This window comes from Modestobacter sp. SYSU DS0290 (assembly GCF_054050955.1).
On sequence record NZ_JBJHAI010000001.1, the window covers coordinates 352642 to 377204 of the forward strand.

Here is a 24563-nt window from a genome sequence, read left to right on the forward strand (position 1 = left end):
TCAGCCCGCCCGCAGGTCGAGTGGTCGGAGATCGAGGGCGAGGTCGAGGATCGGCGCGGAGTGCGTGAGCGCGCCCACGGACAGGTAGTCGACGCCGGTGGCGGCGACCTCGGCGGCGACGGCGAGGGTGAGCCCGCCGGTGGCCTCCAGCTCGACGTCCCGGTCGCCCACCAGCGTGACGGCCTGCCGCAGCTGGTCGGGGGTCATGTTGTCCAACAGCAGGAAGTCCGCACCCGCGTCCAGGGCCTCGCCGACCTGCGCCACGGTGTCGCACTCGACCTGCACGGTCACCTTCGGCGCGCGCTCCCGCACCAGTGCCACGGCGGCGGCCACCGATCCGGCCGCGGCGACGTGGTTGTCCTTGACCATGGCGACGTCGTAGAGGCCCATCCGCTTGTTCGACCCGCCACCGCAGCGCACCGCGTACTTCTCCAGCGGACGCAACCCCGGGGTGGTCTTGCGGGTGTCCAGCACGGTGGCACCGGTGCCGGCCACCGCGTCGACCCAGGCGCGGGTGGCCGTGGCGATGCCGCTGGCCCGGCTGGCGATGTTCAGCGCGCTGCGTTCGGCGGCCAGCAGCGCCCGCACCGGGCCGCGCACGGTGAGCAGGACGTCGCCGCGGCGCACCCGGTCCCCGTCGGCGGCGGAGGCGGTCAGCGTCACGCCGGGGGCCAGCCGGGCGAAGACCCGGGCGGCCAGCGGCAGCCCGGCGACGACGCCGTCGGCGCGGGCCACCAGGTCGGCGGCGCCGTACCGGTCGCCGGGGACGGTCGCGGCGCTGGTGACGTCGTAGCCGACCGCCACGTCCGGCTGCCGGGGCAGCGGGGCGCCACCGGTCAGGTCCTCGGTCAGGGTCCGCTCGACCAGCTCCTCGACCCAGGCCGGGTCCAAGCCGGTGCCGGTCAGGTCGGTGGCACTCACCACTGCACCCCCGGGGGTGTGCCGACGGGACGGCGGGTCACCGTGACCCCGCCGTCGGCGTCCAGGCGCACGTCCAGGTGCACCCGCCAGTCGTCGTCGGCGTCGGGGTGGTCCTCGCGCCAGTGGCAGCCACGGGTCTCCTCGCGCGCGGTGGCCGCAGCGGTGATCGCGGTGGCCACGGTGAACAGGTCGGTGGTCTCCCAGCCGGGCACGCCGGGCTCGACGTCGTCCCCGGCGAGCTCGGCCAGGACGGCGATCCGCTCGCCGGCGGCGGCCAGGCCGGCGCCGCTGCGCAGGGCACCGACCTCGGCGGACATGGTGGCGGTCAGCGCACCTCGCACGTCGGCGTCCAGCAGGCCTGCTGCGCGGGGATCGACGCCGGCCGGCAGGCCGGGCACCGGCAGTTCGCGCGCCAGCGCCGCGCCGATCCGGCCGGCGAAGACCAGCCCCTCCAGCAGCGAGTTCGAGGCCAGCCGGTTCGCGCCGTGCACGCCGGTGCAGGCGACCTCCCCGCAGGCGTAGAGCCCCGGCACCGTCGTCCGCCCGGCCAGGTCGGTGACCAGGCCGCCGGAGGCGTAGTGCGCCGCCGGGGTCACCGGCACCAGGTCCGTCACCGGGTCGATCCCGGCCTCCCGGCAGCGGGCCACGATCGTCGGGAAGCGGGCGGCCAGCCCGGGCACCTGCCGGGCGTCGAGCCAGACGTGGTCGACGCCGTCGCGCAGCTGCACGCGGGTGATCGCCTTGGCGACGACGTCGCGGGGCGCCAGCTCGGCCAGCTCGTGCACGCCGACCAGGAACCGCTCCCCCGCGCCGTCGCGCAGCACCGCGCCCTCGCCGCGCAGCGCCTCGGAGACCAGCGGCTGCTGCCCCCGGGCGGCCGGACCCAGGTACAGGGCGGTCGGGTGGAACTGGACGAACTCCAGGTCGGTGGCGACCGCCCCGGCGCGCAGGCCCAGGGCCACGCCGTCGCCGGTGGAGACCGAGGGGTTGGTGGTCGAGGCGTAGACCTGGCCCATGCCGCCGGTGGCCAGCACGACGGCCCGCGCCCGCACCGCACCGACGCCGTCGGCGCTGCCCTCCCCCAGCACGTGCAGCGTCACCCCGCAGGCACGCCCGGCGGCGTCGGTGACGAGGTCGAGCACCATCGCGTGCTCGACCAGGGTGATGCCGGGGTCGGCGGCGACGGCCTGCACCAGCGACCGCTGCACCTCCGCGCCGGTGGCGTCGCCGCCGGCGTGCACGATCCGGTCGGTCGAGTGACCGCCCTCGCGGGTGAGCAGCAGCCGGCCGGTGGGGTCGCGGTCGAACGCCGCGCCCCAGCTGATCAGCTGGTGCAGCCGCTCCGGCCCCTCGGTGACCAGGGCCTGCACCGCGGCCGGCTCGCAGAGCCCCACGCCGGCGACCTCGGTGTCCCGGGCGTGCGCGGCGGGGGTGTCGGCCGGGTCCAGGACGGCGGCGATGCCACCCTGCGCCCAGCGGGTCGAGCCGTCGCCGACCTCCACCTTGGTGACGACGGCGACCGAGAGCCCGGCGGCGCGGGCGTGCAGCGCGACGCACAGCCCGGCGACCCCGGAGCCGACGACGCAGACGTCGGCGGTCAGCTCCCAGCCGGGGGCCGGCGCCGACAGCCGCAGCGGCAACCGGGTGGGCGCCCCCGCAGAAATGGCCATTTCTGCGGCAGCGGTCACCGGACGGGGACGCCGCGGTCGCTGCGCTGCTGGTCCGGCGCTCCCGGCACCGGGGCGGACGGGTCGGCGCCGAGCTCGACGACGCGGTTGGCGCCGTCGACGTGCACGACCTTCGGCAGGTACGACTTCACCTCGGTCTCGTCCATCAGGCCGTAGCTGATCAGGATGACCAGGTCGCCCGGGTGCACCAGGTGGGCGGCGGCGCCGTTGATCCCGATGACGCCGGACCCGCGCTCGCCGGGGATCACGTAGGTCTCCAGCCGGGCGCCGTTGGTGACGTCGACGATCGCCACCTGCTCGCCGGGCAGCAGGTCCGCGGCGTCCAGCAGGTCCTCGTCGATGGTCACCGAGCCGACGTAGTGCAGGTCGGCCTGGGTCACCGTGGCCCGGTGGATCTTGCTCTTGAGCATCGTGCGCATCATCAGCGGTACCCCAGTTCCACAGCGGTGTTGTCGATCAGGCGGGTGGTGCCGGCGCGGGCGGCGACCAGCAGCCGCGCGGGTCCGGCGACGGGCGCCGGTCCCAGATCTGGATCGGTCAGCTCCAGGTAGTCCTGGAGGAGGTCGGGGGCCGCGTCGAGCACCGTGCGGGCCGCGGCGAGCACCGCGTCGGCGCCCTGCGCCCCGGCGGCTGCCCCGGCGCGCAGTGCCGCGGACAACGCGGCGGCGGCGGCCCGCTGTTCCGGGGCGAGGTAGCGGTTGCGGGAGGAGAGCGCCATGCCGTCGGCCTCGCGGACGGTCGGGACGCCGACCACCTCCACCCCCAGCGCCAGCTCGGCCGCCATCGCCCGGATCAGCGTGAGCTGCTGGTAGTCCTTCTCGCCGAACACCGCGGCGTCCGGCCGGACCAGGCCAAAGAGCTTGGCGACGACGGTGAGCACACCGGCGAAGTGCCCGGGGCGGACGGCGCCCTCCAGCACCGAGCCCAGCGGGCCCGGGTGCACGGTCACGCCGACCGCGCCGGGCGGGTAGACCTCCTCGACCGGCGGGTGGAAGACGACGTCGGCCCCCTCCTCGGCCAGGGCGGCCAGGTCGGCGTCCCAGGTCCGCGGGTAGCGGTCGAAGTCCTCTCCGGGCCCGAACTGGGTCGGGTTGACGAACACCGAGACGACGACGCTGCCGCCGCGTTCGCGGGCGGCCCGGACCAGGGTGCGGTGCCCCTCGTGCAGCGCGCCCATGGTGGGCACCAGGACCACCGGGCCGGGCAGGTCGGCGCGCACCCGGCGCAGCTCGGCGGTGGTCTCGGCGACCACCGGCGCCCCGACGGACAGGCTCATCGGGTGGCCTCCTCGGCGGAGCCGTCCAGCAGGTCCAGCAGCGGGCCGGCCTCGTGCCGCTTGAGCCGGCCGGCGGCCAGCGCCCGCTCGGTGGTGCGCCGGGCCAGCGCCACGTAGGCCTCGACCGAGTCCGGCGCCCGCTCGGCGAGGGCCGCCAGGTGGTCGCGGACGGTGCCGACGTCGCCCCGGCTGACCGGGCCGGTGAGCCCCCGGTCGCCGCGGCGCAGGCCGTTGTCCAGCGCCGCGGTGAGCAGCGGCCCCAGCACCCGGGCGGGCGCGTCGACCCCGGCGGTGCGCAGCAGGTCGGCGGCCTCGGCGACCAGGGTGACCAGGTGGTTGGCGCCGGTGACCAGCGCCGCGTGGTAGAGCCGCCGGTCGGCCTCGGCCACCCAGAACGGCTCGCCGCCCATCTCCAGCACCAGCGTCTCGGCGACGGCCCGGTGCTCGGGCCGGCTGGTCACCCCGAACGGGCTGGCGGTCAGCCGCTGGGCGTCCTCGGGGCCGCCGGAGAAGGTCATCGCCGGGTGCAGCGCCAACGGCAGGACACCAGCCTGCTCGGCCGGCTCGAGCACGGCCAGGCCGTGCGCGCCGGAGGTGTGGAAGACCAGCTGCCCACGGCGCCAGCGGCCGGTCTCGGCCAGGCCGGCGACCAGTCCACGCAGCGTGTCGTCGGGAACCGCCAGCACCACCAGGTCGCTGGCGGCGACGACCTCGTCGGCCGGGCGGAGCGGCACCCCGGGCAGCAGCCGGGCGGCGCGCTCGCGGGTGGCGGCGGAGAGCCCGGAGGCGGCGACCACGTCGTGGCCGGCGGCGGCGAGCGCGGCACCGAGCACGGCGCCCACGCGGCCGGCGCCGAGAACGCCGACGCGGAGACGGGCAGGGGCCTCGGCGGCCGGGGCGAGCCCGGGGGCGGGCAGGACGGTCGGCGCGGCGTCTCCCGCGCGGGAGGGACGGATCGGCATCCCGGGTGCACCCTCTCGTTCCAGTCCCTCGCGGGTACCGGACTCAGGTCGCGTCGTCCCACGTCGTCGTGGGCCGGAGTCGTGCTGTGCGGTGGTGCTGGCCGTGCGGTGTTCCAGAGCACCCCGCCCGCTGCAACCGCCCGGAGGCGTGTCACGCAGGTGACGTGTCGGCATCGAGTCTGTCACCGTCCCGGCCCCGGGCAACGGCCGAGCCGTGTGTCCTGGCTCACCCGGGTGGTCCGGCCGGGTGAGCCGGTGCTGGTTACGTTGAGGCGCGCGCCGGCAGCGGAGCCGGCGCCGGAGCGGGAGGAGCACGGTGAGCAGCTTCGAGGGACGCACCGCACTGGTCACCGGCGCGAGCCGGGGCATCGGGCTCGCGATCGCCCAGGCACTGGTCGACCGGGGCGCCCGGGTGGTGGTCACCGCCCGCAAGCCGGAGGCGCTCGCCGAGGCGGTGGCGGCCCTGGGCGGGCCGGAGCATGCCGTGGGCGTCGCCGGGAACGCCGGGGACGCCGAGCACCGCGCCGCGGCCGTCCGCACCGCGCTCGACACCTTCGGCAGCCTCGACGTGCTGGTCGGCAACGTGGGGATCAACCCGGTCTACGGCCCGCTGATGGACGCTCCGCTGGACGCCGTCCGCAAGATCCTGGACACCAACGTCGTCGCCAGCCTGGGCCTGGTGCAGGAGGCCTGGCGGGCGTGGATGGCCGAGCACGGCGGCTCGGTGCTGCTCGTCGCCTCGGTGGCCGGGCTCCGGTCCAGCGAGGGCATCGCCGCCTACGGCGTCAGCAAGGCGGCGCTGATCAACCTGACCACGCAGCTGGCCGTGGAGCTGGGCCCGCGGGTGCGGGTGAACGCCGTCGCGCCGGCGGTGGTGCGGACGCGGTTCGCCGAGGCGCTGTTCACCGGGCGCGAGGAGGAGGTCACCGCGCAGTACCCGGCGGGGCGGCTGGGCGTGCCCGCGGACGTCGGCGAGGCCGCCGCCTACCTGCTCTCCGACGAGGCCGGCTGGGTCACCGGGCAGACGATGGTGCTCGACGGCGGCGCGCTCGCCCGCGGCCCCATCGGCTAGCGGTCACTCGCCGCGCAGCACCCGGGCCAGCACGTCGTCGCCGGCGTCCTCCTCGTCACGGTAGCGGCGACGACGGCGCCCGCTCGGGGCCGGGACGCCGCTCTCGGCGAGGATCTGCTCCAGCCGGGCGTGCCCCTGCGGTTCCGGGGTGGGCCGCGGTCCCGGGGTGTCGGAGGCCGCCGGGGACCAGTGCCCCGACGTCGCCGGCGCCTCGGGGGCCGCGGGGGTGGGCTCCCCGTCCTGCCACCAGGAGCCGCTGAGCTCACCGGTGCCGTAGGGGCCGCTGGCCCAGGAGCTCAGCTCGGGATCCCGGCTCAGCTCGGGATCCAGGATGGGTCCGGCCGTCGCACCGGCGTCCGGCTCGTCGCCCGGCGCCGCGCTGCGGCCGGTCAGCCAGGCGGGGGCCGACCAGGACTCCGCGTCCGCAGCGTCCCGGCCGTGCCGGCCGGCGGCGAGGGCGTCGTCGTCGGGCTCGGCGGCCCGGCGGTGCCGCCGGGGTGCGGGGGCCGCCGGCTGGTCGACCAGGGACTGCGCACTGAGCCACTCCCGCGGCGAGGGCGGCGGCGCGACGTCCCGCTCGGCGCGGACGGCCGGCGGCGGCGGGGGTGGGGTGGGCATCGGTGCGGGCGGGACGTCGGGCAGCGCCCGCCGGACCGGCTCCGCGTCGACCGTCGTGGGGAACCGGGTGTCCCAGCTCGAGGAGGCGGGCCCCATCGACGGCCAGCCGGACGACTCGCCGTCCAGGCTGCGCTGCTCGGGCAGCCCGGCGGCCGGCCCGCGCACCGACTGGGCGCGCATGACCATCCGCTCGATCAGCAGCTCCCCGGAGAGCTGCTCGGTCAGCTCCGCGCGCATCCGGCCCAGGTCGGCCCGCAGCTCACCCAGCGCGGCCAGTTCGGTGCGCACCTGTCCGAGCCCGCTGAGCTCGGCCCGCAGCGAACCGAGCGCGGCGACCTCCGAGCGCAGCTGCTCCAGCGCGGAGAGGTCCGCGCTCAGCCTGCTCACCGCCGCGAGCTCCTCCCGCACCCCGGTCAGCCCGGCCAGTTCGCCGCGGAGCTGGGCGAGCTCGGCGCGCATGGCCTGCTCGGCCTCCCGCCGCAGCCGGCCCTCCAGCTCCGCCTCGTGCTCGTGCCGGGCGGCGACCTCCCGGGCGAGCTCCAGCTCGTAGGCGTGCCGCAGCTCCGCCTCGCGGTCGGCCGCCGCGGGGTCCGCCGTCCCGGGGCCGCCCCCGCGGTTCCCCAGCAGCAGGCCGGCCGCCACCGCGGCCCAGCAGACCGCGAGCAGCAGCACCCGCAGGTACACCGGGTCGTCGGTGAGCACGACGGCGACGGTGACGAGCACCGCCAGGCCGACGGCGGCGCCTCCCCAGACGACGCGCCCGCGGGTCGCGCCACGGCTCGCCACCGGCTCGTCCAGCGCGGGCAGCGGGCGGACCGGTGCTGCGGTCGCCCCCGCCCGGGCAGCACCCGGGCGGGACGACGGAGGGACCGGCGGGCGCCCCGTGGCGGCAGGCCACCCGGGACCGCTGTCGTCCCGGCGACCTCCCATGCGCCCACCATAAGGCCACGGAGCGGCGTCGTGCGATCACGGCGCGGCGTCGGCGCCGGGTGCGGTGGCAGGCTGGGCGGATGACGCTGACCCTGCTGGACTGGCGACGCCGGGTGGCCGCCCTCTACGCGGCGGCGCGCACCGCCGAGGACCCCGAGGAGGGCTGGCGGAGCTGGCGGGCCGGGCGCGACGCGCTCTTCGCCGGGCACCCCGATTCACCGCTGCCGGCGGCCGCCCGCCCGGGTTTCGCCGGTCTGCCGTTCGCCGGGTACCACCCGGCGCTGCGCTTCGACGTCCGGGTGGACACCGACGTGGAGCCGGTGCGGCTGGGGGTGCCCACCACCGACGAGGGCGGGGTGGTGCTGCGCCGGGTCGGCCGGGTCACCCTCGGCGACGTCGGCCGGCTGGACCTGTGGTGGCTGGCCGGGTACGGCGGCGGGCTGTTCCTGCCGCTGCGCGACGCCAGCGCCGGCCGCTCGACCTACGGGGGCGGCCGCTACCTGCTGGACACGGTGAAGGGCGCCGACCTCGGCGGCGACGACGGGCGGCTGGTGGTCGACCTCAACTTCGCCTACCACCCGTCGTGCACCTTCGATCCCGCGTGGACCTGCCCGCTGGCGCCGGAGGGCAACCGGGTCGACGCCGAGGTCGCCGCCGGGGAGCAGTTGCCCCCCGGCGGCTGGTACTGAGGCGACGTGCTGGAACGGCCACCCTCCAGGGTCCCGCGCCGAGCGTGCGAGGCGTGGGGGGAGGGCGGTCGTCCTACTGGGCGAGGGCGCCGTCGGAGCTGAACACCAGGCCGAGGGAGACCTCACCCTGCTGGATGGCGGCCTTGGTCAGCGGGCCACCGGTGTCCAGCTCGCGGAAGCTGGCGAAGTCCAGCCCGTAGGTCTCCTCCAGGCCCGGCTGGCAGAAGGGCCGCTCCGGGCACTCGGTCGGGCCACCGAGCACCAGCGAGCCGTCGCCGCACGCCTCGGCCAGCTCCGACAGTGTGGTCACGCCGAGCTCGTCGGCGAAGGCCTGGGTGACGGCGAAGGCGTTCTGGTCGGCGGCCTCGGACGGCTCGCCGAACACCAGCCCGGCCTCGTCGGCCAGCGGCTGCAGCGCCGCGACCGTGGCGTCGACGTCGCCGGAGGCGACCTGCGTCTCCTCGTTGCCCTCGAGCGTCTCGGTGACGGTGGCCAGGTACTCCGGGAAGACCTGGATCTCCCCGCGCTGCAGGGCCGGCAGGTACAGCTCCCGGTTGCCCACCACCTGCACCGAGACGTCGAAGCCGGCCGCGCCGAGCACGTCGGCGTAGATGTTGGCGAGCACGGTGGACTCGGTGAAGTTGGCCGCGCCCACGGTGATCGGGCCGCTGCCCTGCTCCAGGCCCTCGGTCACGCCGGCGTGCCCGTCGACCCAGCCCTGGGCGACGTCCTCGGCGCTCTGCCGCTGCACGTCGACGGCGGCGTTCATCTCCACCAGGTCGTCGGTGGTCAGCTCGGCCGAGACGGCGTCCAGCGCCGGCAGCAGCGCCGGGTTGGCCGCGGCGGCCTCGGCGTTGACCGCCGGGACGATGTTGTCGGCGTTCTGCAACTGCTGGTCGTCCTCCAGCACGACCAGCTGGTCGCCGGGCACCGGGGCGCAGGCATCGCCGCTGGCCGAGCCACCGGCCTGCGAGCCGCCGCCGGTGCCGGACGAGCCGGACTCGCCGCAGGCCGCCGTGGCCAGCACGGCAGCAGCTGCCGCGGTGACGGCGAGATGGGTGAACGTACGGGGACGCGTGCGCATCGACTCCGCCTTCTGTGTCCCGTGGCGCCCCCTGGTGGACGGCCACGCGTGTCTGGCGGGAAGAACCCGCAGTGCACAACCCAACTCGCTCCGGGCCGCTCCCGCAACCGCCCGGGGGACCCGTTGCCGTTCCGTGACCGGGCTCAGAGCGGGGAGGTGGCCTGCACCCGGCGGCGCACCCGGAGCCGCGCCCACGGCAGCGACCGCTGTCCAGGGGTCAACGCCCAGGTCAGCGCGGCGAGCACCACCTCGGTGAGCACCGCGAGGGCGGCCACGAGCAGCGCACCGGCGAGCACGGCGCCGTAGTCCTGCTGGCCGAACCCGAGGTTGATGATCCGGCCCAGCCCGCCACCGGCGACCAGCGCGGCCAGCGTCGCCGTGGCGACCACCTGGACCGCAGCCGTGCGCACCCCGGTCATCAGCAGCGGGGTGGCGAGCGGCAGCTCGGCCCGCAGCAGCACCTGCCGCTCGCTCATCCCCATCGCCCGGGAGGCCTCCACCACGTCCCGGTCGACGCCGCGGAAGCCGATGTAGGTGTTGGTCAGCACCGGGGGGAACGCGAAGACGGCGAGCGCGATGGTGGTCGCCGTCGGTCCGAAGCCGATCGGGGTGACCGCGAAGAGCGTGAGCAGCGCGAGGGTCGGCACCGCGCGGCTGACGTTGGACAGCGCGACGGTGAACCCGCCGCCCCGGCCGGTGTGCCCCAGCAGCGCCCCCAGCGGCACGGCGAGCAACACCGCCGCGAGCACCGCGACGCCGGAGATCCGCAGGTGCTCGACCAGCAGGTCCAGGATCCCGCTGGGCCGCGTCCAGTTGTAGGGGTCGTTGAGGTACTGCAGGGCCTCCTGCCAGAGGTTCACGCCGCGGCCTGCCGAGCCCAGGGCGTGAGCAGCCGCTCGGCCGTGGCCAGCAGCAGGTCGGCGAGGAGCGCCAGCAGCACGCAGCCCACCGCACCGGTCACGATCTCCGCCCGGTAGAAGTTCGCGTTGAAGCCGCCGATGATCAGCTGCCCCAGACCCCCGTGCCCGACGATCACCCCCACGGTGACCAGCGCGACGGTGGAGACGGTGGCCACCCGCAGCCCGGCGACGAAGGACGGCAACGCCAGCGGCAGCTCGACCTGCCAGAACAGCCGCACCGACCCGTATCCCATGCCCTGCGCGGCCTCCCGCACGTCCGGCGGCACCGACCGGAGGCCGGCCAGGAAGTTCCGCACGAGGATGACCAGCGAGTACAGCACCAGCCCGACCAGCACCGTGGTGGACGTCAGGCCGGTGACCGGCGCGATGAAGGCGAACATCGCCAGCGACGGGATGGTGTAGATCAGCGTCGACAGCCCCAGCACCGGACCGGCCAGCCACCGGCTGCGCCGGGCGAGCAGCGCCAGCGGGAGGGCGATCAGGGCACCGAGCACGACCGCGGCGACGGTGAGCCGCACGTGCTCGCCGGCCAGGTCCACAATGGTGTCCCACTCACGGGTCACGTAGGAGGGGTCGAACCAGGGGTTCGGCGCCGCATCGACAGCGAGGACGACGTCGCTCGCCGCGCTCACCACCGGGCGCCTGCCAGGAAGGCCACCTCGTGAACGCTACTGCCCAGTCCGGACCCGCCGCAGGGTCCCGAGCCGAGCAGATCCGGCTCGAGGGCGTCGGCAAGCGCTACCCCGACGGCACCGTCGCCGTCCGCGCGCTGGACCTGACCTTCGCCGCGGGTGAGCTCAGCGTGCTCGTCGGCCCCTCCGGCTGCGGCAAGACGACCACGATGAAGATGATCAACCGGATCATCGAGCCCACCAGCGGGCGGATCCTGCTCGGCGACGACGACGTCACCGCCGTCGACCCGGTGCAGCTGCGCCGACGGATCGGCTACGTCATCCAGAACGTCGGCCTCTTCCCGCACCAGACCGTGCGGCGCAACGTCGCCACCGTCCCCCGGCTGCTCGGCTGGGACAAGCGCCGCACCCGCGACCGGGTGGAGGAGCTGCTCGAGCTCGTCGGGCTGGACCCGGCGACGTTCGGCGACCGCTACCCCCACCAGCTCTCCGGCGGGCAGCGCCAGCGGGCCGGGGTCGCCCGTGCGCTGGCCGCCGACCCCGGCGTCCTGCTGATGGACGAGCCGTTCTCCGCCGTCGATCCGATCGTCCGGGAGCGGCTGCAGACGGAGTTCCTGCGGCTGCAGGAGGCCGTCCGCAAGACCATCGTCTTCGTCACCCACGACATCGAGGAGGCGGTGCGGCTCGGCGACCGGATCGCGGTGATGAGCGCCGGCGGCACGGTCGAGCAGTTCGCCCCGCCCCCGGAGCTGCTCGGCTCCCCCGCCACCCCCTTCGTGGCGGACTTCGTCGGTGCCGACCGTGGCCTCAAGCGGCTGGCCGTCACCGGCATCGAGCTGGCCGACCTGGAGCAGCCGCCGGTGGTGCACGTCGACGACGGGCTGGCCGACGCCCGGGCCGCGCTGGCGCGCGCCGGAGCCCGCTGGGCCGTCGTGCTGGACGACGCCCAGCGGCTGCACGGATGGATCTCCACCGAGCGCGCGGCCGGGGCCGGGACGGTGCGCGACGCGGCCCGCCGGATGGAGGCCTGGGTGCCGGTCGACGCGACGCTGAAGACGGCGTTCTCGACCATGCTGCAGCTGGAGGCCGGCTGGGTCGCGGTGCTGGACGGCGACCGGTTCTGCGGCGTGCTCACGCCGGAGTCGCTGCACGCGGCGCTGCGCCGCTCGGTCGAGGGGTCCGTTCCCGAGGTCGCCGGCGCCGCCCTGGCCTGACGGCCCCGTCCAGAGGCTCACCCCGAGCCTGCGAGGGGTGCCGAGGACGGGGTCCTCCCTCAGGCCCGGGCGGCGCCCTCGTCGTCGGGGTCGGGCGGGATCCTGCAGACGTGCTCCAGCCACAGCGCGGCGGCCACCAGCCCGGCCCCGAGGACGACGCCGATCGCGCCGGTGACCGAGTCGCCGGCGGCGGCCCGCAGCCGGCCCAGGGCGGGCAGCGTGTGCAGCAGCAGCCCGCCCCACACCCCGGCGAAGACCGCCCCGACGTAGGCACTGGCCTGGGCGAGCACCGCGAGGCGGGCGACCAGCAGCGGCTCGACAGGGCGGATGGAGCCCGTCGGCGACGGCCGCCGCTCCCGCTGTGCGCTCAGCCGGGCCCGCAGCGCCCGGGCACCGAGCGCCTCCGCGACCGCGAGCACCCCCAGCGGGACCGGCAGCCACCAGGACAGCGCCGGCAGCGACCCGTAGGCGACCCGCACGACCAGCCAGGACGCCACGGCGATGCCGACGGCGAGGACGAGCAGGTCCCGGCGGCGCACCGGGCTCACGCCAGCTGCTCCCAGCGGACCACCGCGGCGACGTCGTCGGCCGGCAGCGCGGCGAGCAGGTCGGCCACCGCCCCGTGACCGGGCAGCTGGGCACCGGGGTCCAGCGCCAGCCAGGGCACCAGCACGAACGCCCGCTCGTGCGCCCGGGGGTGCGGGAGGGTCAGCTGCGGGTCGTCGGAGAGCACCGGGGCACCGTCGTCGCCGGTCACGGTGACGACGTCGACGTCCAGCGTGCGCGCGCCCCAGCGCACCTCGCGGGTGCGGCCGGCCGCCTGTTCCAGCTCGTGGGCCAGCGCAAGCCAGCCGGGGGCGTCCCGGTCGCCCCGCACGACGGCGATCGCGTTCAGGTAGGGCGGCTGCTCGACCGGCCCCCACGGCGGCGTCTCGTACAGCACCGAGCGGGCCACCAGCCCCTGCCCGGCCAGTGTCTCCACGGCGCGCCGCAGTGTGCCCGCGCGGTCGCCCAGGTTGGCGCCGAGGGAGAGGACGGCGCGGCTCACCGGCGGGTACGCCGGATGGCCAGGGTGACGTCGTCGGCGGGGACGCCGAGGTCGGCCTGCGGCTTGTGCACGGTGATCTCCACCGCCTGCACGAGCTCGTACCCGAGGCAGCGGTCGGCCAGCCGCTGGGCGAGGGTCTCCAGCAGGTCGACCGGCTCACCGACCAGCACCCCGTGCAGCTGCTGGGAGAGCTCGGCGTAGTTGACCGTCTTCGCGAGGTCGTCGGTCGCCGCCGCCGGCGCGGTGTCCAGCTCCAGCACGGCGTCCACCCGGAACGTCTGCCCGCGCTCGCGCTCCTCGGGGTAGACCCCGTGGAAGCCGTGCGCGGTGAGCCCGTGCACGGTGATCCGGTCGGGACTGGCCCCGCCCAGAGGCTCGCCGCGAGCTTGCGAGGGGTGAGGGGGACGGGGTCCTTGATCAGCCACGTGCGTTCCCTCCGCTCCGTGCGGCCTGCACCGCCGCCACCGTCCTGATCGCATCCAGCGACTGCACCGGGTCGTGCACCCGCACCCCCCACGCGCCGGCCTGGGCGGCGAGCACCGAGATCGCCGTCGTCGCCGCCTCCCGGCCCTCCGCCGGGCGCACGGCGCCGTCGGGGCCGGCCAGCAGCCGGCCCAGGAAGGTCTTGCGCGAGGCGCCCACCAGCACCGGCAGCCCGAGGGCGACCAGCCGGTCCAGCCCGGCCAGCAGCGCCCAGTTGTGCTCGGCCTTCTTCGCGAAGCCCAGCCCCGGGTCGAGCACCAGCTGCGCCGGGTCGACCCCGGCGGCGACGACGTCCTCCACCCGGGCGGTCAGCTCGGCGGTGACCTCGGTGACGACGTCGCCGTAGCGGGCCGCCGCGTACATCTCCCGGCTGTGCCCCCGCCAGTGCATCAGCACCCAGGGGACGCCCGTCTCGGCGACCAGCCGGGCCATGCCGGCGTCGGCCAGCCCCCCGCTGACGTCGTTGACCAGCACCGCCCCCGCGCCCAGTGCCGCCTCGGCGACCTCCGCCCGGGTGGTGTCCACGCTCACCCGGGCGCCGGCGTCGGCCAGCTCGCGGACCACCGGCAGCACCCGGCGGCACTCCTCCTCGGCGTCCACCCGGTCCGCGCCCGGCCGGGTCGACTCGCCGCCGACGTCGACGTAGTCCGCGCCGGCGGCGTGCATCCGCAGGCCGTGGGCGATCGCCGACCCCGTCTCGGCGAAGGTGCCGCCGTCGGAGAACGAGTCGGGCGTGACGTTCAGGACGCCCATCACCACGCACCGCCCCGGGCGGGGCAGGGCGAAGGACCCCGAGACACTCACCTGCCCAGGATGAGGCTCATCGCCTCGCTGCGGGTCGCCGCCTTCTCCCGGAAGATGCCGCGCACGGCCGACGTCATGGTCGTCGAGCCGGGCTTGCGGATGCCGCGCATCGACATGCAGAGGTGCTCGGCCTGGACCACCACGATGACGCCCCGCGGCTTGAGCACGTCGTAGAGCGCGTCGGCGACCTGGCGGGTGAGCCGCTCCTGCACCTGCGGACGCCGGGCGTAGACGTCGACCAGCCGGGCCAGCTTCGACAGGCCGGTCACCCGGCCGTCGGCGCCGGGGATGTAGCCGACGTGCGCGACCCCGTGGAAGGGCACCAGGTGGTGCTCGCAGGTCGAGTACATCGGGATGTCCTTGACCAGCACCAGCTCGTCGTGGTCCTCGTCGAACGTCGTGGACAGGACGTCGTAGGGATCCTGGTCGAGCCCCGCGAAGACCTCCGCGTAGGCCCGCGCGACCCGGGCCGGGGTGTCCACCAGGCCCGGCCGGTCCGGGTCCTCGCCGATGGCGAGCAGCAGCTCCCGGACGGCGGCCTCGGCCCGCGCGGAGTCGATCCGGCCCGGGCGCAGGTCGCCGACGACGTCGCCGGTGACCAGGTCCCGGCCGACCCCGTCGACCTCGTGCCCGCCCCCGGTCTCCCGGTCGCTCACCGGCCGGTGGCCGGGGCGCCCACGTCCCCGACCGGGTTCGGGGTGCCGGGCACCGAGCTGCCGTTGGCGTGCCCGTTCTGCGCCGCGGCCTGCTCGGCGGGGGTGAGCACCGGCCCGCGCTGGGACGGCGTCCGCTTGCCGAAGCCGTTGTACGGCGCCAGCGAGGGGCGCTTGGCGACCCCGGCGCAGATCCGCGCCATGTCCTCGCGGGAGAGGGTCTCCTTCTCCATCAGCTCGAGCACCAGCTGGTCGAGGGTGTCCCGGTACTCGACCAGGATCTCCCACGCCTCGTCGTGCGCGGCCTCGATGAGCGCCCGCACCTCGCCGTCGATGTCGGCGGCCACCGCGTCGGAGTAGTCCGGTCGCGACCCCATGTCCCGGCCCAGGAACGGCTCGGAGTCGGTGCTGCCGTACTTGACCGCGCCGAGCTTGGCGCTCATGCCGTACTGGGTGACCATCGAGCGGGCCAGCGAGGTGGCCTTCTCGATGTCGTTGCCGGCACCGGTGGTGGGCTCGTGGAAGACGAGCTCCTCGGCCGCCCGGCCACCCAGCGCGTAGGCCAGGGTGTCGATCATCTCCGAGCGGGTCTGGGTGTACCGGTCCTCGGTGGGCAGCACGAGCGTGTGCCCCAGCGAGCGGCCGCGCGGCAGGATGGTCACCTTGTGCACCGGGTCGGTGTTCGGCAGTGCGTGCGCCACCAGGGCGTGGCCGCCCTCGTGGTACGCGGTGACCTTCTTCTCCTTCTCGCTCATCGCCCGGGTCTTGCGCTCGGGTCCGGAGATGACCCGGTCGATCGCCTCCTCGAGAGCGGCGTCGGTGATCACCGTGCCGTTGTGGCGGGCGGTGAGCAGCGCGGCCTCGTTGAGCACGTTGGCCAGATCGGCCCCGGTGAAGCCGGGGGTGCGGCGGGCGACGGTCTCCAGGTCGACGTCCTCGGCCAGCGGCTTGCCGGTGGCGTGCACCTTCAGCACGGCGGTGCGGCCGGCCAGGTCGGGGCGGTCGACGGCGATCTGCCGGTCGAAGCGGCCCGGGCGCAGCAGCGCGGGATCCAGGACGTCCGGCCGGTTCGTGGCGGCGATCATGATGACCCCGCCCTTGACGTCGAAGCCGTCCATCTCGACGAGCATCTGGTTGAGGGTCTGCTCGCGCTCGTCGTGACCGCCGCCCATCCCGGCGCCACGCTGCCGGCCGACGGCGTCGATCTCGTCGACGAAGATGATCGCCGGGGCGTTCTCCTTGGCCTGGGTGAACAGGTCGCGGACCCGGCTGGCGCCGACGCCGACGAACATCTCGACGAAGTCCGAGCCGGAGATCGAGTAGAACGGCACGCCGGCCTCACCGGCGACCGCGCGGGCCAGCAGCGTCTTGCCGGTGCCGGGCGGGCCGAAGAGCAGCACGCCCTTGGGGATCTTGGCGCCGATCGCCTGGAACTTGACCGGGTTCTGCAGGAAGTCCTTGATCTCCCGCAGCTCCTCGATCGCCTCGTCGGCGCCGGCGACGTCGGAGAACGTCGTCTTCGGGGTGTCCTTGCTGACCACCTTGGCCTTGGACTTGCCGAAGGCCATCACGCCGCGGCCGCCACCCTGCATGGAGTTGAACAGCCAGAACAGCAGCAGCAGCAGGATCAGGAAGGGCAGGAAGCTGACCAGCAGGCTGGTGAGCAGGCTGGTCTGGGTGACCTCGGTGTCGAACTCGTCGTCGGCGTCGCGCAGCAGGCCGACCAGGTCCTCCTCGAGCGCCACCGGGTAGGAGGCGCTGACGGTGTCGCTGCCCTCCACCGGGTTCTCGAGGTCGAGGTCGACCGTCTGCTCGGTGGTGTTGATCGTCGCGGAGGTGACGTTGCCGCTCTCGATCTGGGCGAGGGCGGTCGACGTCGAGACCTCGTCGTAGCCACCGTTGCCGCGGAAGAGGCTGGAGCCCACGAAGGCCAGCGCGACCACGATGAGGACCCAGAACCAGACCGAGCGGAAGATCTTCTTGCGTTCCATACACCGATGCCGGGCCATCCGGGGCGCGCCCGGCCTGCCCGTCGACCCTCCTGATCGTCGCGGGACGCCGCACGCGGACGGAGGCGGCAGCCCGCCGCGGGGTGACGTCGTTGGCACGACGGTACACCGCCGTACCCGTACATCCGCTGGTCGCGACCCGGCCCCGCTGCAGGGGCCGCCGCGCGCGTGCGAGCGTCGGGGGCAGCGGGGTCTGCTAGGAGGAGTAGACCTCGGGCTTGAGGGTCCCGATGTAGGGCAGGTCCCGGTACCGCTCGGCGTAGTCCAGGCCGTAGCCGACGACGAACTCGTTGGGGATGTCGAACCCGATGTACTTCACCGGCACGTCGACCTTCACCGCGTCGGGCTTGCGCAGCAGGGTGCAGACCTCGAGGCTCGCCGGCCGCCGTCCGCCCAGGTTCTTCAGCAGCCAGGACAGGGTGAGGCCGGAGTCGATGATGTCCTCGAGCACCAGCACGTGCCGGTCGCTGATGTCGCGGTCGAGGTCCTTGAGGATGCGCACCACGCCCGAGGAGCTGGTGGAGCTGCCGTAGGAGGAGACGGCCATGAACTCCATCTGGGTGGGCAGCCGCAGCGCCCGGGCGAAGTCGGACATGAACATCACCGCACCCTTGAGCACCCCGACGAGCAGCACCTCCCGGCCGGCGTAGTCCGCGGCGATCGTCGCGGCCAGCTCCTCGATCTTCCCCTTGATCTGCTGCTCGGACAGGAGCACGTGGTCGATGTCGGGGCCGTAGCCGTGGTCGGGGCCCAACTGCCCGGCGCCCTGCGCTCCGGGGGTGGTCGGCTCGCTCACGGTCAGTGCTCCTCTGGGGGTTCGGCGGCGCGGGGGGTGGCGGTCCCGCGCTCGGCGCCGGACTGCAGCACCAGCCTGCCAGATGACCGCAGCACCCCCGTGCCGCCGGGTAGGTCGACCCGCCCCTGCCCCCGCCAGCGGGTGAGCAGCGCGTCGACCGCACGCAGGTGCACCGCCTGCAGGTCGGGCACGCCAGCGGCCCGTAGCCAGCCGCGCAGCACCCGCCGGCGCAGCGCGTCGGGCAGTGCGGCCACCGGCGCGGCCGGCAGCTCGCCGTCGACGACCAGCGCGGCGAGCCGGCCGTCGGCCAGCTCGTCCAGGGTGTCCAGGTCCTCCCGCAGCAGCCCGGCGGTGCGCGCCAGCGCCGGGGCGACCCCGCCGCCGAGCACCTCCTCCAGCAGCGGCAGCACCTCGGCCCGCAACCGGACCCGGGTGTAAGCCGGGTCGGCGTTCCACGGGTCGTCCCACACCGGCAGCCCCTGCTCGGCGCACGCCTGCCGGGCGGTGTCCCGCCGGACGCCGAGAAATGGCCGCCACCAGAGGACGCCGTCGGCGACCCGCTCGGCGACCATGCCGGCCACCGACCGCGGCCCCGACCCGCGGCCCAGCCCGAGCAGCACCGTCTCGGCCTGGTCGTCGAGGGTGTGGCCCAGCGCGATCCGGGCACCGAGCTCGCCGGCCACCCGGGTCAGGGCGCCGTAGCGGGCCGTGCGGGCGGCCGCCTCCGGGCCGCCGTCGTCCCCCACCTCGGCGCGGACGGTGCGCACCGGGTCGAGCCCCAGGCGCCGCAGCAGCTGCGCGGTGGCGTCCGCACGGCCGGCCGACCCCGGCTGGAGCCCGTGGTCGACGGTCACCCCGCCGACGCGGACGCCGGCGTCACGGGCCTCGAAGGCCAGCGCCGAGGCCAGCGCCACCGAGTCCGCTCCCCCACTGCAGGCGACCAGCACCGGGCGGTCCGAGCGGCGCAGCCCCGCACGCACGGCGTGCCGGACGACCGCGACCGCCGCCGGCGGCCCGGCCACCTCAGGCGGGAACGGCCGGGCGGCTGCCCAGCACGCGCTCCACCCAGCGGGCGGGGTCGGTGAGCTCCTCGACCAGCGGCAGGTTCTGCGGACCGGCCCAGACCTGGTTGAAGCCGTCCATGCCGGCCAGCTCGACCACCCCGGCGACGAACACCCGGCCGTCGGCGTACTGCTGCATCTTCTGCTCCAGCCCCAGCAGGCGGCGCAGCACCCGGTCGATGGGGCCCCGGCCCTTGCGGCGCTGGGCGAAGCGCTTGCGCAGCGTGCGCACCGAGGGCACGACGTCCGGCCCGACGCCGTCCATCACGAACTCGGCGTGCCCCTCGACCAGGCTCATCACCGCGGTCACCCGGTCCAGCACCGCCCGCTGCTCCGGACCGCGAACCAGCGCCATGAGCCCTTGCGGCGCGTCGTCGTCGGTGCCGCCGCGGACGGCGTCGGCGAGGCTGCGGGCCAGGTCGGTGAGCCGCTCCCGCAGCACGTCGGGGGTCAGGTCGGTGGCCGAGGCGAAGGCCTGCACCTGCTCCTCGAGGTAGGGCCGCAGCCAGGGGACGGCGGTGAACTGCAGCTGGTGGGTGACCTCGTGCAGGCACACCCACAGCCGGAAGTCGCTCGGGTCGACGCCCAGGCGCCGCTCGGTCTCGACGATGTTGGGTGCGACCAGCAGCAGCCGGCCCCCGGTGCCGAACACCTCGTACTGGCCCAGCACCCGCGTGCAGAGGAAGGCCAGCACGCCGCCGGCCTGGACGCCGGTGGCACGGGAGCCGATCGCGGTGGCCAGCGGCCCGGGGGCGGTGCCGCCCTGGGCGGCGCGCAGGCCGTCGGTGAGCGGGTCGAGCAGGGCGGCCATGCCGACGGCGTTGGCGTCGACCCAGCCGGGCCGGTCGACGACGGCGACCACCGGCTCCGGCCCGCCGGGCACCGGGTGCAGGCCGGTCAGCCCCTCGACGTGGGCGACGGCGGTCGCGGCGGCGCGGTGCAGCTCGGCGACGACGTCGGCGGCCTCCTCCCGGGAGGTCTCCGGGCCCGCCTTGGTCAGGCGGCGGGCGGTGCGGCCGGCGAGGTCCCAGTCGACGAGGGACGAGGGGCGGCTCATCGCCTCACCGTACGCCCGGAGGACCTGCTGCTCCCCACCACTCGCAAGCTCGCGGCGGGACCCGGCAGGAGGCCTAGCGGCAGCCGCAGTCGGCCAGGGCGGCGGCGACGTCGTCGAGGGCCGCCTCCGCCGCGGTGAGGCCGCCGGTGGCGCCGTCGGCGAGCACCGCGAACGCGAGCAGGCGGCCGTCGTCGGTGAGCACCGTGCCGGCCAGGTCGTGCACGCCCTGCAGGGTGCCGGTCTTCGCCCGCACCACGCCGGCGCCGCCCGCGTCCGTGCCCGCACGGTCGGCCAGGGTGCCGTCGTACCCGGCCACCGGGAGGCCGCTGAGCAGTCCGCCGGTGTCGGGGATGCTGCCGTCTGCGGCCCCGCGCAGCAGGTCGGTGAGCAGCCGGGCGGGCACCAGGTCGGCGCTGGAGAGGCCGCTGCCGTCGCTGAGCGCGACGCCGGTGGTGTCCAGGCCGGTGTCGGCGACCGCGTCGGTGACCGCCCGGGCGGCGCCGGCGAAGTCGGCCGGGAGCCCCCGGGCGATCGCCACGTGCCGGGCGAGGGACTCGGCCAGCAGGTTGTCCGACTCGGTGAGCGCCTGCTCCACCAGCCGCACCACCGGGGCCGAATCGACGCTGCCGAGGGTGCGGGCGCCGGCCGGCGCCTCCCCGAGCGCGACCGGTGCGTCGGGCGCGCCCAGCGCGGCGGCCAGCGCCCGGCCGGCGTCGGTGCCGGGCGCGCCGCTGCGCATCGGCCCGGCGGGGTCGACCCGAGCGCCGTCGACGGCGGTCGCGGTGACCGGCGCGGCGTAGGTGGAGGGGGCGTCGCCGGCCCCCCAGCCGGGTGCGGTGAGCGGGCCGGTGAACAGTGAGTTGTCGACCACCACCCGGGTGACCGGGGTGCCGCCCAGCGCCTGCTGCACCTCGGCGGCGAGCTCGGCCACGGTGGCCGCGCCCGGGTAGTTCTGCGACGGCTCGGTGGTCGACAGCGTGGGGTCTCCCCCGCCCACCAGCACGACCTCGCCGGGGGTGGCGCCGGCGACGACGGTCGTGGTGAGCGTCTCGGTCGGGCCGAGGGTGGTGAGTGCGGCCAGCGCGGTGAGCAGCTTCGCGGTGGAGGCGGGGGTGCCCGGGTCGGTGCCACCGAGGTCGAACAGCACCGAGCCCGTCGCGACGTCGACCACCTGGGCGGAGAGCCCGTTGCCCAGCGCGGGGTCGGCCAGCAGCGGTGTGAGCACCCCGCTGAGCACCGTGGGGTCGGGCACCGGGGCGCTGCCGGAGAGCTCGGTCAGCACGGGCGAGGGGTCGGTGAGGACCGGGAGGACGGCGTCGGGGACCTGCTCGGCGTCCTCGGCGAGGTCGCTGCCGCGGTTCCCGGTGAACTGCAGCACCAGGACCACGGCCGCCGCGGCGACCACGAGGACCAGCAGCGCGGCCAGCAGTGCCCTGCCCCGGCGGCCGCCGGCCCGGCGCTCGCTGCGGGTGGGAGGCACGGCGACCGAGGCCCCGGCGGGGGTATCGGGCGTGGGGGCCGGCCGCGGCGCCGGGGTGGGGCGCGGTCCGGGGGTGGGCCGGGCGCCGGTGGCCGGCTGCCCGGGCAGGCCCGCCAGCGGGGTGGCGAGCGGGGTGGCCGGGCCCGGCTGGCGCGGTCGCTCGGCCGCCGCCCGCTCGGCGGCGGCGCGCTCGGCGTCGGCACGCTCGGCGTCGGCACGCTCCTCCGCGGCGCGGGCCGCGGCCAGCCGGTCGGTCTCGGCCTGCTCGGCGGCGATCCGGTCGGCCTCCGCCTGCTCGGCGGCGATCCGGTCGGCCTCCGCCTGCTCTGCGGCGCGGCGGGCGTCCTCGCGCTCCGCCGCCCGGCGGGCCTCCGCCTCGTCGGCGGCACGGGCGGCTGCCTCCTCCTCGGCGACGCGGCGGGCGGCCGCCTCGGCGAGGACCGCCTGCTCCACCTCGGCCCGCTCGGCGGCCATCCGGTCGGCCTCGGCCTGCAGCGCGGCTGCGCGCTCGGCCTCGGCCTGCTCCACCGCCGCCTGTTCGGCAGCGGCCTGCGCCGCGGCGGCCTCCTGGATGGCGGCCTGCTCCGCCGCCCAGCGGCGCACCTCGGCCAGGTCCGCCTCGGCCTGGGCAGCGGCTGCTGCCGCCTCGTCCTCGGGGGTCTGCTGCGCGGCCTCCGCTGCTGCGGCCTCCTCGGCGGCGGCGCGCTCGGCGATCCAGCGCTTGACCTCGGCCAGGTCGGCCGCCGCCTGCTCCGCGGCGACCCGTCGCGCCTCCGCCTCCTCGGCGGCCTCGGCCGCGACCTGGTCGGCGGCCACCCGCTCCACGGCGGCGTCCTCCACCGCCTGCTGGGCCGCGGCGGCCTGCTCGACCCTGGTGGGCACCGGGTCGCCGTCCGCCGGCTCTCCGGCAGCCGGCGCGACGTCGTCCGCCGAGGCGACCGGCTGCTCGGTCGCCGGCTCCGCGGCGACGTCCTGCGGAACCGATTCGGGAGGTGTCTCACCCGAGGCCTGCGACCCCTGCGGGGTCGCGCCGTCACCCGCCTCCGGCGGCTGGTCCGACGGCTCGTCCTGAGGACTCGACGAGATCTCCCCCACCCCCCGGAGTGACCTCCGCCAACACGGCGGACGCTCGTACGCCACACTATCGGCGTGCAGTTCGACGTGACGGTAGAAATTCCCAAGGGCCAGCGGAACAAGTACGAGCTGGACCACGCCACCGGACGCATCCGCCTGGACCGGATGCTGTTCACCTCGACGCGGTACCCGGCGGACTACGGGTACATCGAGGAGACCCTCGGGATGGACGGTGACCCGCTGGACGCGCTCGTCCTGCTGGAGGAGCCGACCTTCCCCGGGTGCCTCATCACCTGCCGGGCCATCGGCATGTTCCGGATGACCGACGAGGCGGGTGGCGACGACAAGGTCCTCACCGTCCCGGCGACGGACCCGCGGATGGCCCACCTGCAGGACATCGGCGACGTCTCGGAGTTCGACCGGCTGGAGATCCAGCACTTCTTCGAGACCTACAAGGACCTCGAGCCGGGCAAGTCGGTCGAGGGTGCCGAGTGGGTCGGCCGCGCCGAGGCCGAGGCCGAGATCGAGGCCTCCCGCGCCCGGGCCCTCGAGGCCGGCGGCCACTGATCCCCGTCCACTCCTGACCCCGGCTCCGGCCGGATCGCCGAGCACGCACGCAGACGGCGGCGCACCCACCGGGTGTGCCGCCGTCTGCGTCTCGTGGCGCAGGACCGGACGACCGCCGGGAGCGGGGCGCGGGTGGGGTGCCGGGCGAACGACCGTCCCGGCGAGGGAGCTGGAGAGCCGCCTGTCGGAATCGAACCGACGACCTTCTCATTACGAGTGAGATGCTCTACCGACTGAGCTAAGGCGGCGGGCGTGCGTCGGAGAGCTTACGGCACCGGTGCACCGGCGCTGCGCAGCCCCCGGTGGGTCATCCCGGCAGCCGCAGCGCCACCGTCAGGGCCTCCACCGCGATCTGCGGCTTGACGTTCTGCTCCAGGGCCGTGCGGGCGGCCAGCACGGCGTCGATGCGCCGCAGCGCGCCGTCCGCGCCGATCCGCCGGGCCAGCTCCACCGCGTCGGCGCGCCGGTCCGGGTGCGCCAGCGGGACCCCCGGGTCGGCCGCTCCCCCGGCGGAGCTGACCACCAGCGCGTCCCGGTAGAGGGCGGCGAGATCGACCAGCGCGCGGTCCAGCGAGTCCCGGCCCAGCCGGGTCGCCCGGGACTTCTGCCGCTTCTCCAGCTCCTTGAGCTGACCGGCGCCCCGGCTGGCGGCCGCCACCCCGGGTCCGCGGGCCCCGACGCCGAGGCTGGCCTTCACCGCATCGGTCTCCGCGGCGTCGACCTCGGTCGTGGTCCGGTCGGACTCCTCCTTCGCCGCGGCCACCAGGTCGTCGGCGGCGTTGAGGCACGCGGCCAGCGAGACCAGCGACAGCGGGATGTCCAGGACCGCCTTGCGCGCCAGCCGGGCCGACTCCTCGCGGGCCAGGTGCCGGGCGCGGCCGACGTGCCCGCCTGCGGCCGCCGCCGACCAGGCGGCCAGCGCCGGGTCGATGCCGTCGCGGCGGGTGAGCACCTCCGCGACCGCGTCGACCCGCGGGGTGCGCAGCGCGACCACCCGGCACCGGGAGCGGATGGTGACCGGCACGTCGTCGGGGTGCAGCGAGGGGGCGCACAGCAGGAAGACCGTGCGCGGCGGCGGCTCCTCGAGCATCTTCAGCACGGTGTTCGACGCCTGCTCGGTCATCCGGTCGGCGTCCTCGACGACGACCACCTGCCACCGGCCCCGGGACGGCGCCCGGCCGGCGGTGCGGACGATCTGGCGCACCTCGGCGACCCCGATGGACAGGCCCTCGGGCACGACCCGGTGGACGTCGGCGTGGCTGCCGGCGAGCACCGTGCGGCACTCGTGGCAGGTGCCGTCACCGCCGGCGGGGCACTGGAGGGCGGCGGCGAACGCACGCGCAGCCACCGAGCGCCCCGAGCCGGGCGGGCCGGTGAACAGCCAGGCGTGCGTCATCGCCGCGGGGTTGGCGATCGCGGCCTGCAGCTCCGCGACGACCGCGGGCTGACCGACGACGTCGGCCCAGACCCCGGTAGCGCTCACGTGGTCACCTTGCCTCACTCAGTGCCGGCCCCGCTGCAGGGG

The 24563-nt window shown here is 76.0% G+C and carries 24 protein-coding genes and 1 tRNA gene; 4 read left to right on the plus strand and 21 right to left on the minus strand.

Going from position 1 to position 24563, the window contains the following annotated elements:
• The 5 genes from nadC to ACI795_RS01765 are packed head-to-tail and all read right to left on the minus strand — an operon-like array spanning window position 1 to window position 4847.
• The gene (gene nadC, locus ACI795_RS01745) at window positions 1-921 is read right to left on the minus strand and encodes a carboxylating nicotinate-nucleotide diphosphorylase (RefSeq protein WP_457073386.1); all 921 of its coding nucleotides are present in this window, start codon (window positions 919-921) and stop codon (window positions 1-3) included.
• Window positions 918-2591 (minus strand): L-aspartate oxidase, encoded by a 1674-nt coding sequence (locus ACI795_RS01750; RefSeq protein ID WP_457073387.1) that lies wholly within the window; start codon window positions 2589-2591, stop codon window positions 918-920. Before ACI795_RS01750 ends, nadC begins: the two co-directional genes overlap by 4 nt.
• Window positions 2592-2605: 14 nt before the next feature.
• Window positions 2606-3019: an aspartate 1-decarboxylase gene (gene panD / locus ACI795_RS01755; RefSeq protein WP_457073389.1), complete on the minus strand. Its 414-nt coding sequence runs from the start codon at window positions 3017-3019 to the stop codon at window positions 2606-2608.
• A gap of 11 nt (window positions 3020-3030) precedes the next feature.
• On the minus strand, window positions 3031-3885 hold the full coding sequence (gene panC, locus ACI795_RS01760) for a pantoate--beta-alanine ligase (RefSeq protein WP_457073391.1): 855 nt from the start codon (window positions 3883-3885) through the stop codon (window positions 3031-3033).
• Window positions 3882-4847 (minus strand): Rossmann-like and DUF2520 domain-containing protein, encoded by a 966-nt coding sequence (locus ACI795_RS01765; protein WP_457073392.1) that lies wholly within the window; start codon window positions 4845-4847, stop codon window positions 3882-3884. The genes panC and ACI795_RS01765 overlap by 4 nt, the downstream gene beginning before the upstream one ends.
• A gap of 316 nt (window positions 4848-5163) precedes the next feature.
• On the opposite strand from ACI795_RS01765, the gene ACI795_RS01770 reads away from it, so the two are divergent.
• Window positions 5164-5919, plus strand: coding sequence for an SDR family oxidoreductase (locus ACI795_RS01770; RefSeq protein WP_457073394.1), 756 nt, complete (start codon window positions 5164-5166; stop codon window positions 5917-5919).
• Between the two features lie 3 nt (window positions 5920-5922).
• Here ACI795_RS01770 and ACI795_RS01775 read toward each other — a convergent pair whose 3' ends face one another.
• Window positions 5923-7323: a DUF6779 domain-containing protein gene (locus ACI795_RS01775; RefSeq protein WP_457073396.1), complete on the minus strand. Its 1401-nt coding sequence runs from the start codon at window positions 7321-7323 to the stop codon at window positions 5923-5925.
• A gap of 224 nt (window positions 7324-7547) precedes the next feature.
• Here ACI795_RS01775 and ACI795_RS01780 point away from each other — a divergent pair, with 224 nt between their 5' ends.
• Window positions 7548-8156: a DUF1684 domain-containing protein gene (locus ACI795_RS01780; protein ID WP_457073397.1), complete on the plus strand. Its 609-nt coding sequence runs from the start codon at window positions 7548-7550 to the stop codon at window positions 8154-8156.
• Window positions 8157-8229: 73 nt separating this feature from the next.
• Here the strand turns inward: ACI795_RS01780 and ACI795_RS01785 are convergent, their stop codons facing one another.
• From ACI795_RS01785 to ACI795_RS01795, 3 genes are all read right to left on the minus strand, one after another.
• Entirely contained in the window at window positions 8230-9240 is a 1011-nt protein-coding gene (locus ACI795_RS01785; protein WP_457073398.1) for a glycine betaine ABC transporter substrate-binding protein, read from the minus strand.
• Window positions 9241-9383: 143 nt separating this feature from the next.
• On the minus strand, window positions 9384-10100 hold the full coding sequence (locus ACI795_RS01790; RefSeq protein ID WP_457073399.1) for an ABC transporter permease: 717 nt from the start codon (window positions 10098-10100) through the stop codon (window positions 9384-9386).
• The gene (locus ACI795_RS01795) at window positions 10097-10792 is read right to left on the minus strand and encodes an ABC transporter permease (RefSeq protein WP_457073401.1); all 696 of its coding nucleotides are present in this window, start codon (window positions 10790-10792) and stop codon (window positions 10097-10099) included. Before ACI795_RS01795 ends, ACI795_RS01790 begins: the two co-directional genes overlap by 4 nt.
• A gap of 29 nt (window positions 10793-10821) precedes the next feature.
• On the opposite strand from ACI795_RS01795, the gene ACI795_RS01800 reads away from it, so the two are divergent.
• Window positions 10822-12006, plus strand: a complete 1185-nt coding sequence (locus ACI795_RS01800; protein WP_457073402.1) for an ABC transporter ATP-binding protein — start codon at window positions 10822-10824, stop codon at window positions 12004-12006.
• 59 nt (window positions 12007-12065) lie between these two features.
• Here the strand turns inward: ACI795_RS01800 and ACI795_RS01805 are convergent, their stop codons facing one another.
• The 10 genes from ACI795_RS01805 to dacB all read right to left on the minus strand — a co-directional run bounded on the left by ACI795_RS01805 (window position 12066) and on the right by dacB (window position 22279).
• On the minus strand, window positions 12066-12554 hold the full coding sequence (locus ACI795_RS01805; protein WP_457073403.1) for a DUF3180 domain-containing protein: 489 nt from the start codon (window positions 12552-12554) through the stop codon (window positions 12066-12068).
• Window positions 12551-13054 (minus strand): 2-amino-4-hydroxy-6-hydroxymethyldihydropteridine diphosphokinase, encoded by a 504-nt coding sequence (gene folK, locus ACI795_RS01810; RefSeq protein WP_457073404.1) that lies wholly within the window; start codon window positions 13052-13054, stop codon window positions 12551-12553. Before folK ends, ACI795_RS01805 begins: the two co-directional genes overlap by 4 nt.
• On the minus strand, window positions 13051-13395 hold the full coding sequence (gene folB, locus ACI795_RS01815; protein WP_457073406.1) for a dihydroneopterin aldolase: 345 nt from the start codon (window positions 13393-13395) through the stop codon (window positions 13051-13053). Before folB ends, folK begins: the two co-directional genes overlap by 4 nt.
• A 76-nt stretch (window positions 13396-13471) precedes the next feature.
• On the minus strand, window positions 13472-14341 hold the full coding sequence (folP, locus tag ACI795_RS01820) for a dihydropteroate synthase (protein ID WP_457073407.1): 870 nt from the start codon (window positions 14339-14341) through the stop codon (window positions 13472-13474).
• Window positions 14338-14997, minus strand: a complete 660-nt coding sequence (folE, locus tag ACI795_RS01825) for a GTP cyclohydrolase I FolE (RefSeq protein ID WP_457073409.1) — start codon at window positions 14995-14997, stop codon at window positions 14338-14340. Before folE ends, folP begins: the two co-directional genes overlap by 4 nt.
• Window positions 14994-16985: an ATP-dependent zinc metalloprotease FtsH gene (ftsH, locus tag ACI795_RS01830; RefSeq protein ID WP_457073411.1), complete on the minus strand. Its 1992-nt coding sequence runs from the start codon at window positions 16983-16985 to the stop codon at window positions 14994-14996. The genes folE and ftsH overlap by 4 nt, the downstream gene beginning before the upstream one ends.
• 214 nt (window positions 16986-17199) lie before the next feature.
• A complete protein-coding gene (gene hpt, locus ACI795_RS01835) occupies window positions 17200-17799 on the minus strand; it encodes a hypoxanthine phosphoribosyltransferase (RefSeq protein WP_457073413.1) in 600 nt (199 codons plus the stop codon).
• Between the two features lie 2 nt (window positions 17800-17801).
• Window positions 17802-18821: a tRNA lysidine(34) synthetase TilS gene (gene tilS / locus ACI795_RS01840; RefSeq protein WP_457073414.1), complete on the minus strand. Its 1020-nt coding sequence runs from the start codon at window positions 18819-18821 to the stop codon at window positions 17802-17804.
• Between the two features lies 1 nt (window position 18822).
• Window positions 18823-19917 (minus strand): zinc-dependent metalloprotease, encoded by a 1095-nt coding sequence (locus tag ACI795_RS01845; protein ID WP_457073415.1) that lies wholly within the window; start codon window positions 19915-19917, stop codon window positions 18823-18825.
• Between the two features lie 73 nt (window positions 19918-19990).
• Window positions 19991-22279 carry a D-alanyl-D-alanine carboxypeptidase/D-alanyl-D-alanine endopeptidase gene (gene dacB, locus ACI795_RS01850; protein ID WP_457073416.1) on the minus strand — a complete coding sequence of 763 codons (2289 nt, stop codon included), beginning with the start codon at window positions 22277-22279 and terminating at the stop codon, window positions 19991-19993.
• 267 nt (window positions 22280-22546) lie between these two features.
• Between dacB and ACI795_RS01855 the strand changes: the two genes are divergently transcribed.
• Window positions 22547-23038 (plus strand): inorganic diphosphatase, encoded by a 492-nt coding sequence (locus ACI795_RS01855; protein ID WP_457073418.1) that lies wholly within the window; start codon window positions 22547-22549, stop codon window positions 23036-23038.
• 175 nt (window positions 23039-23213) lie between these two features.
• On the opposite strand, the gene ACI795_RS01860 is transcribed toward ACI795_RS01855, so the two are convergent.
• A tRNA-Thr gene (locus ACI795_RS01860) sits at window positions 23214-23286 on the minus strand.
• Between the two features lie 59 nt (window positions 23287-23345).
• Window positions 23346-24521, minus strand: a complete 1176-nt coding sequence (locus ACI795_RS01865; protein ID WP_457073419.1) for a DNA polymerase III subunit delta' — start codon at window positions 24519-24521, stop codon at window positions 23346-23348.
• Window positions 24522-24563 lie beyond the last annotated feature (42 nt).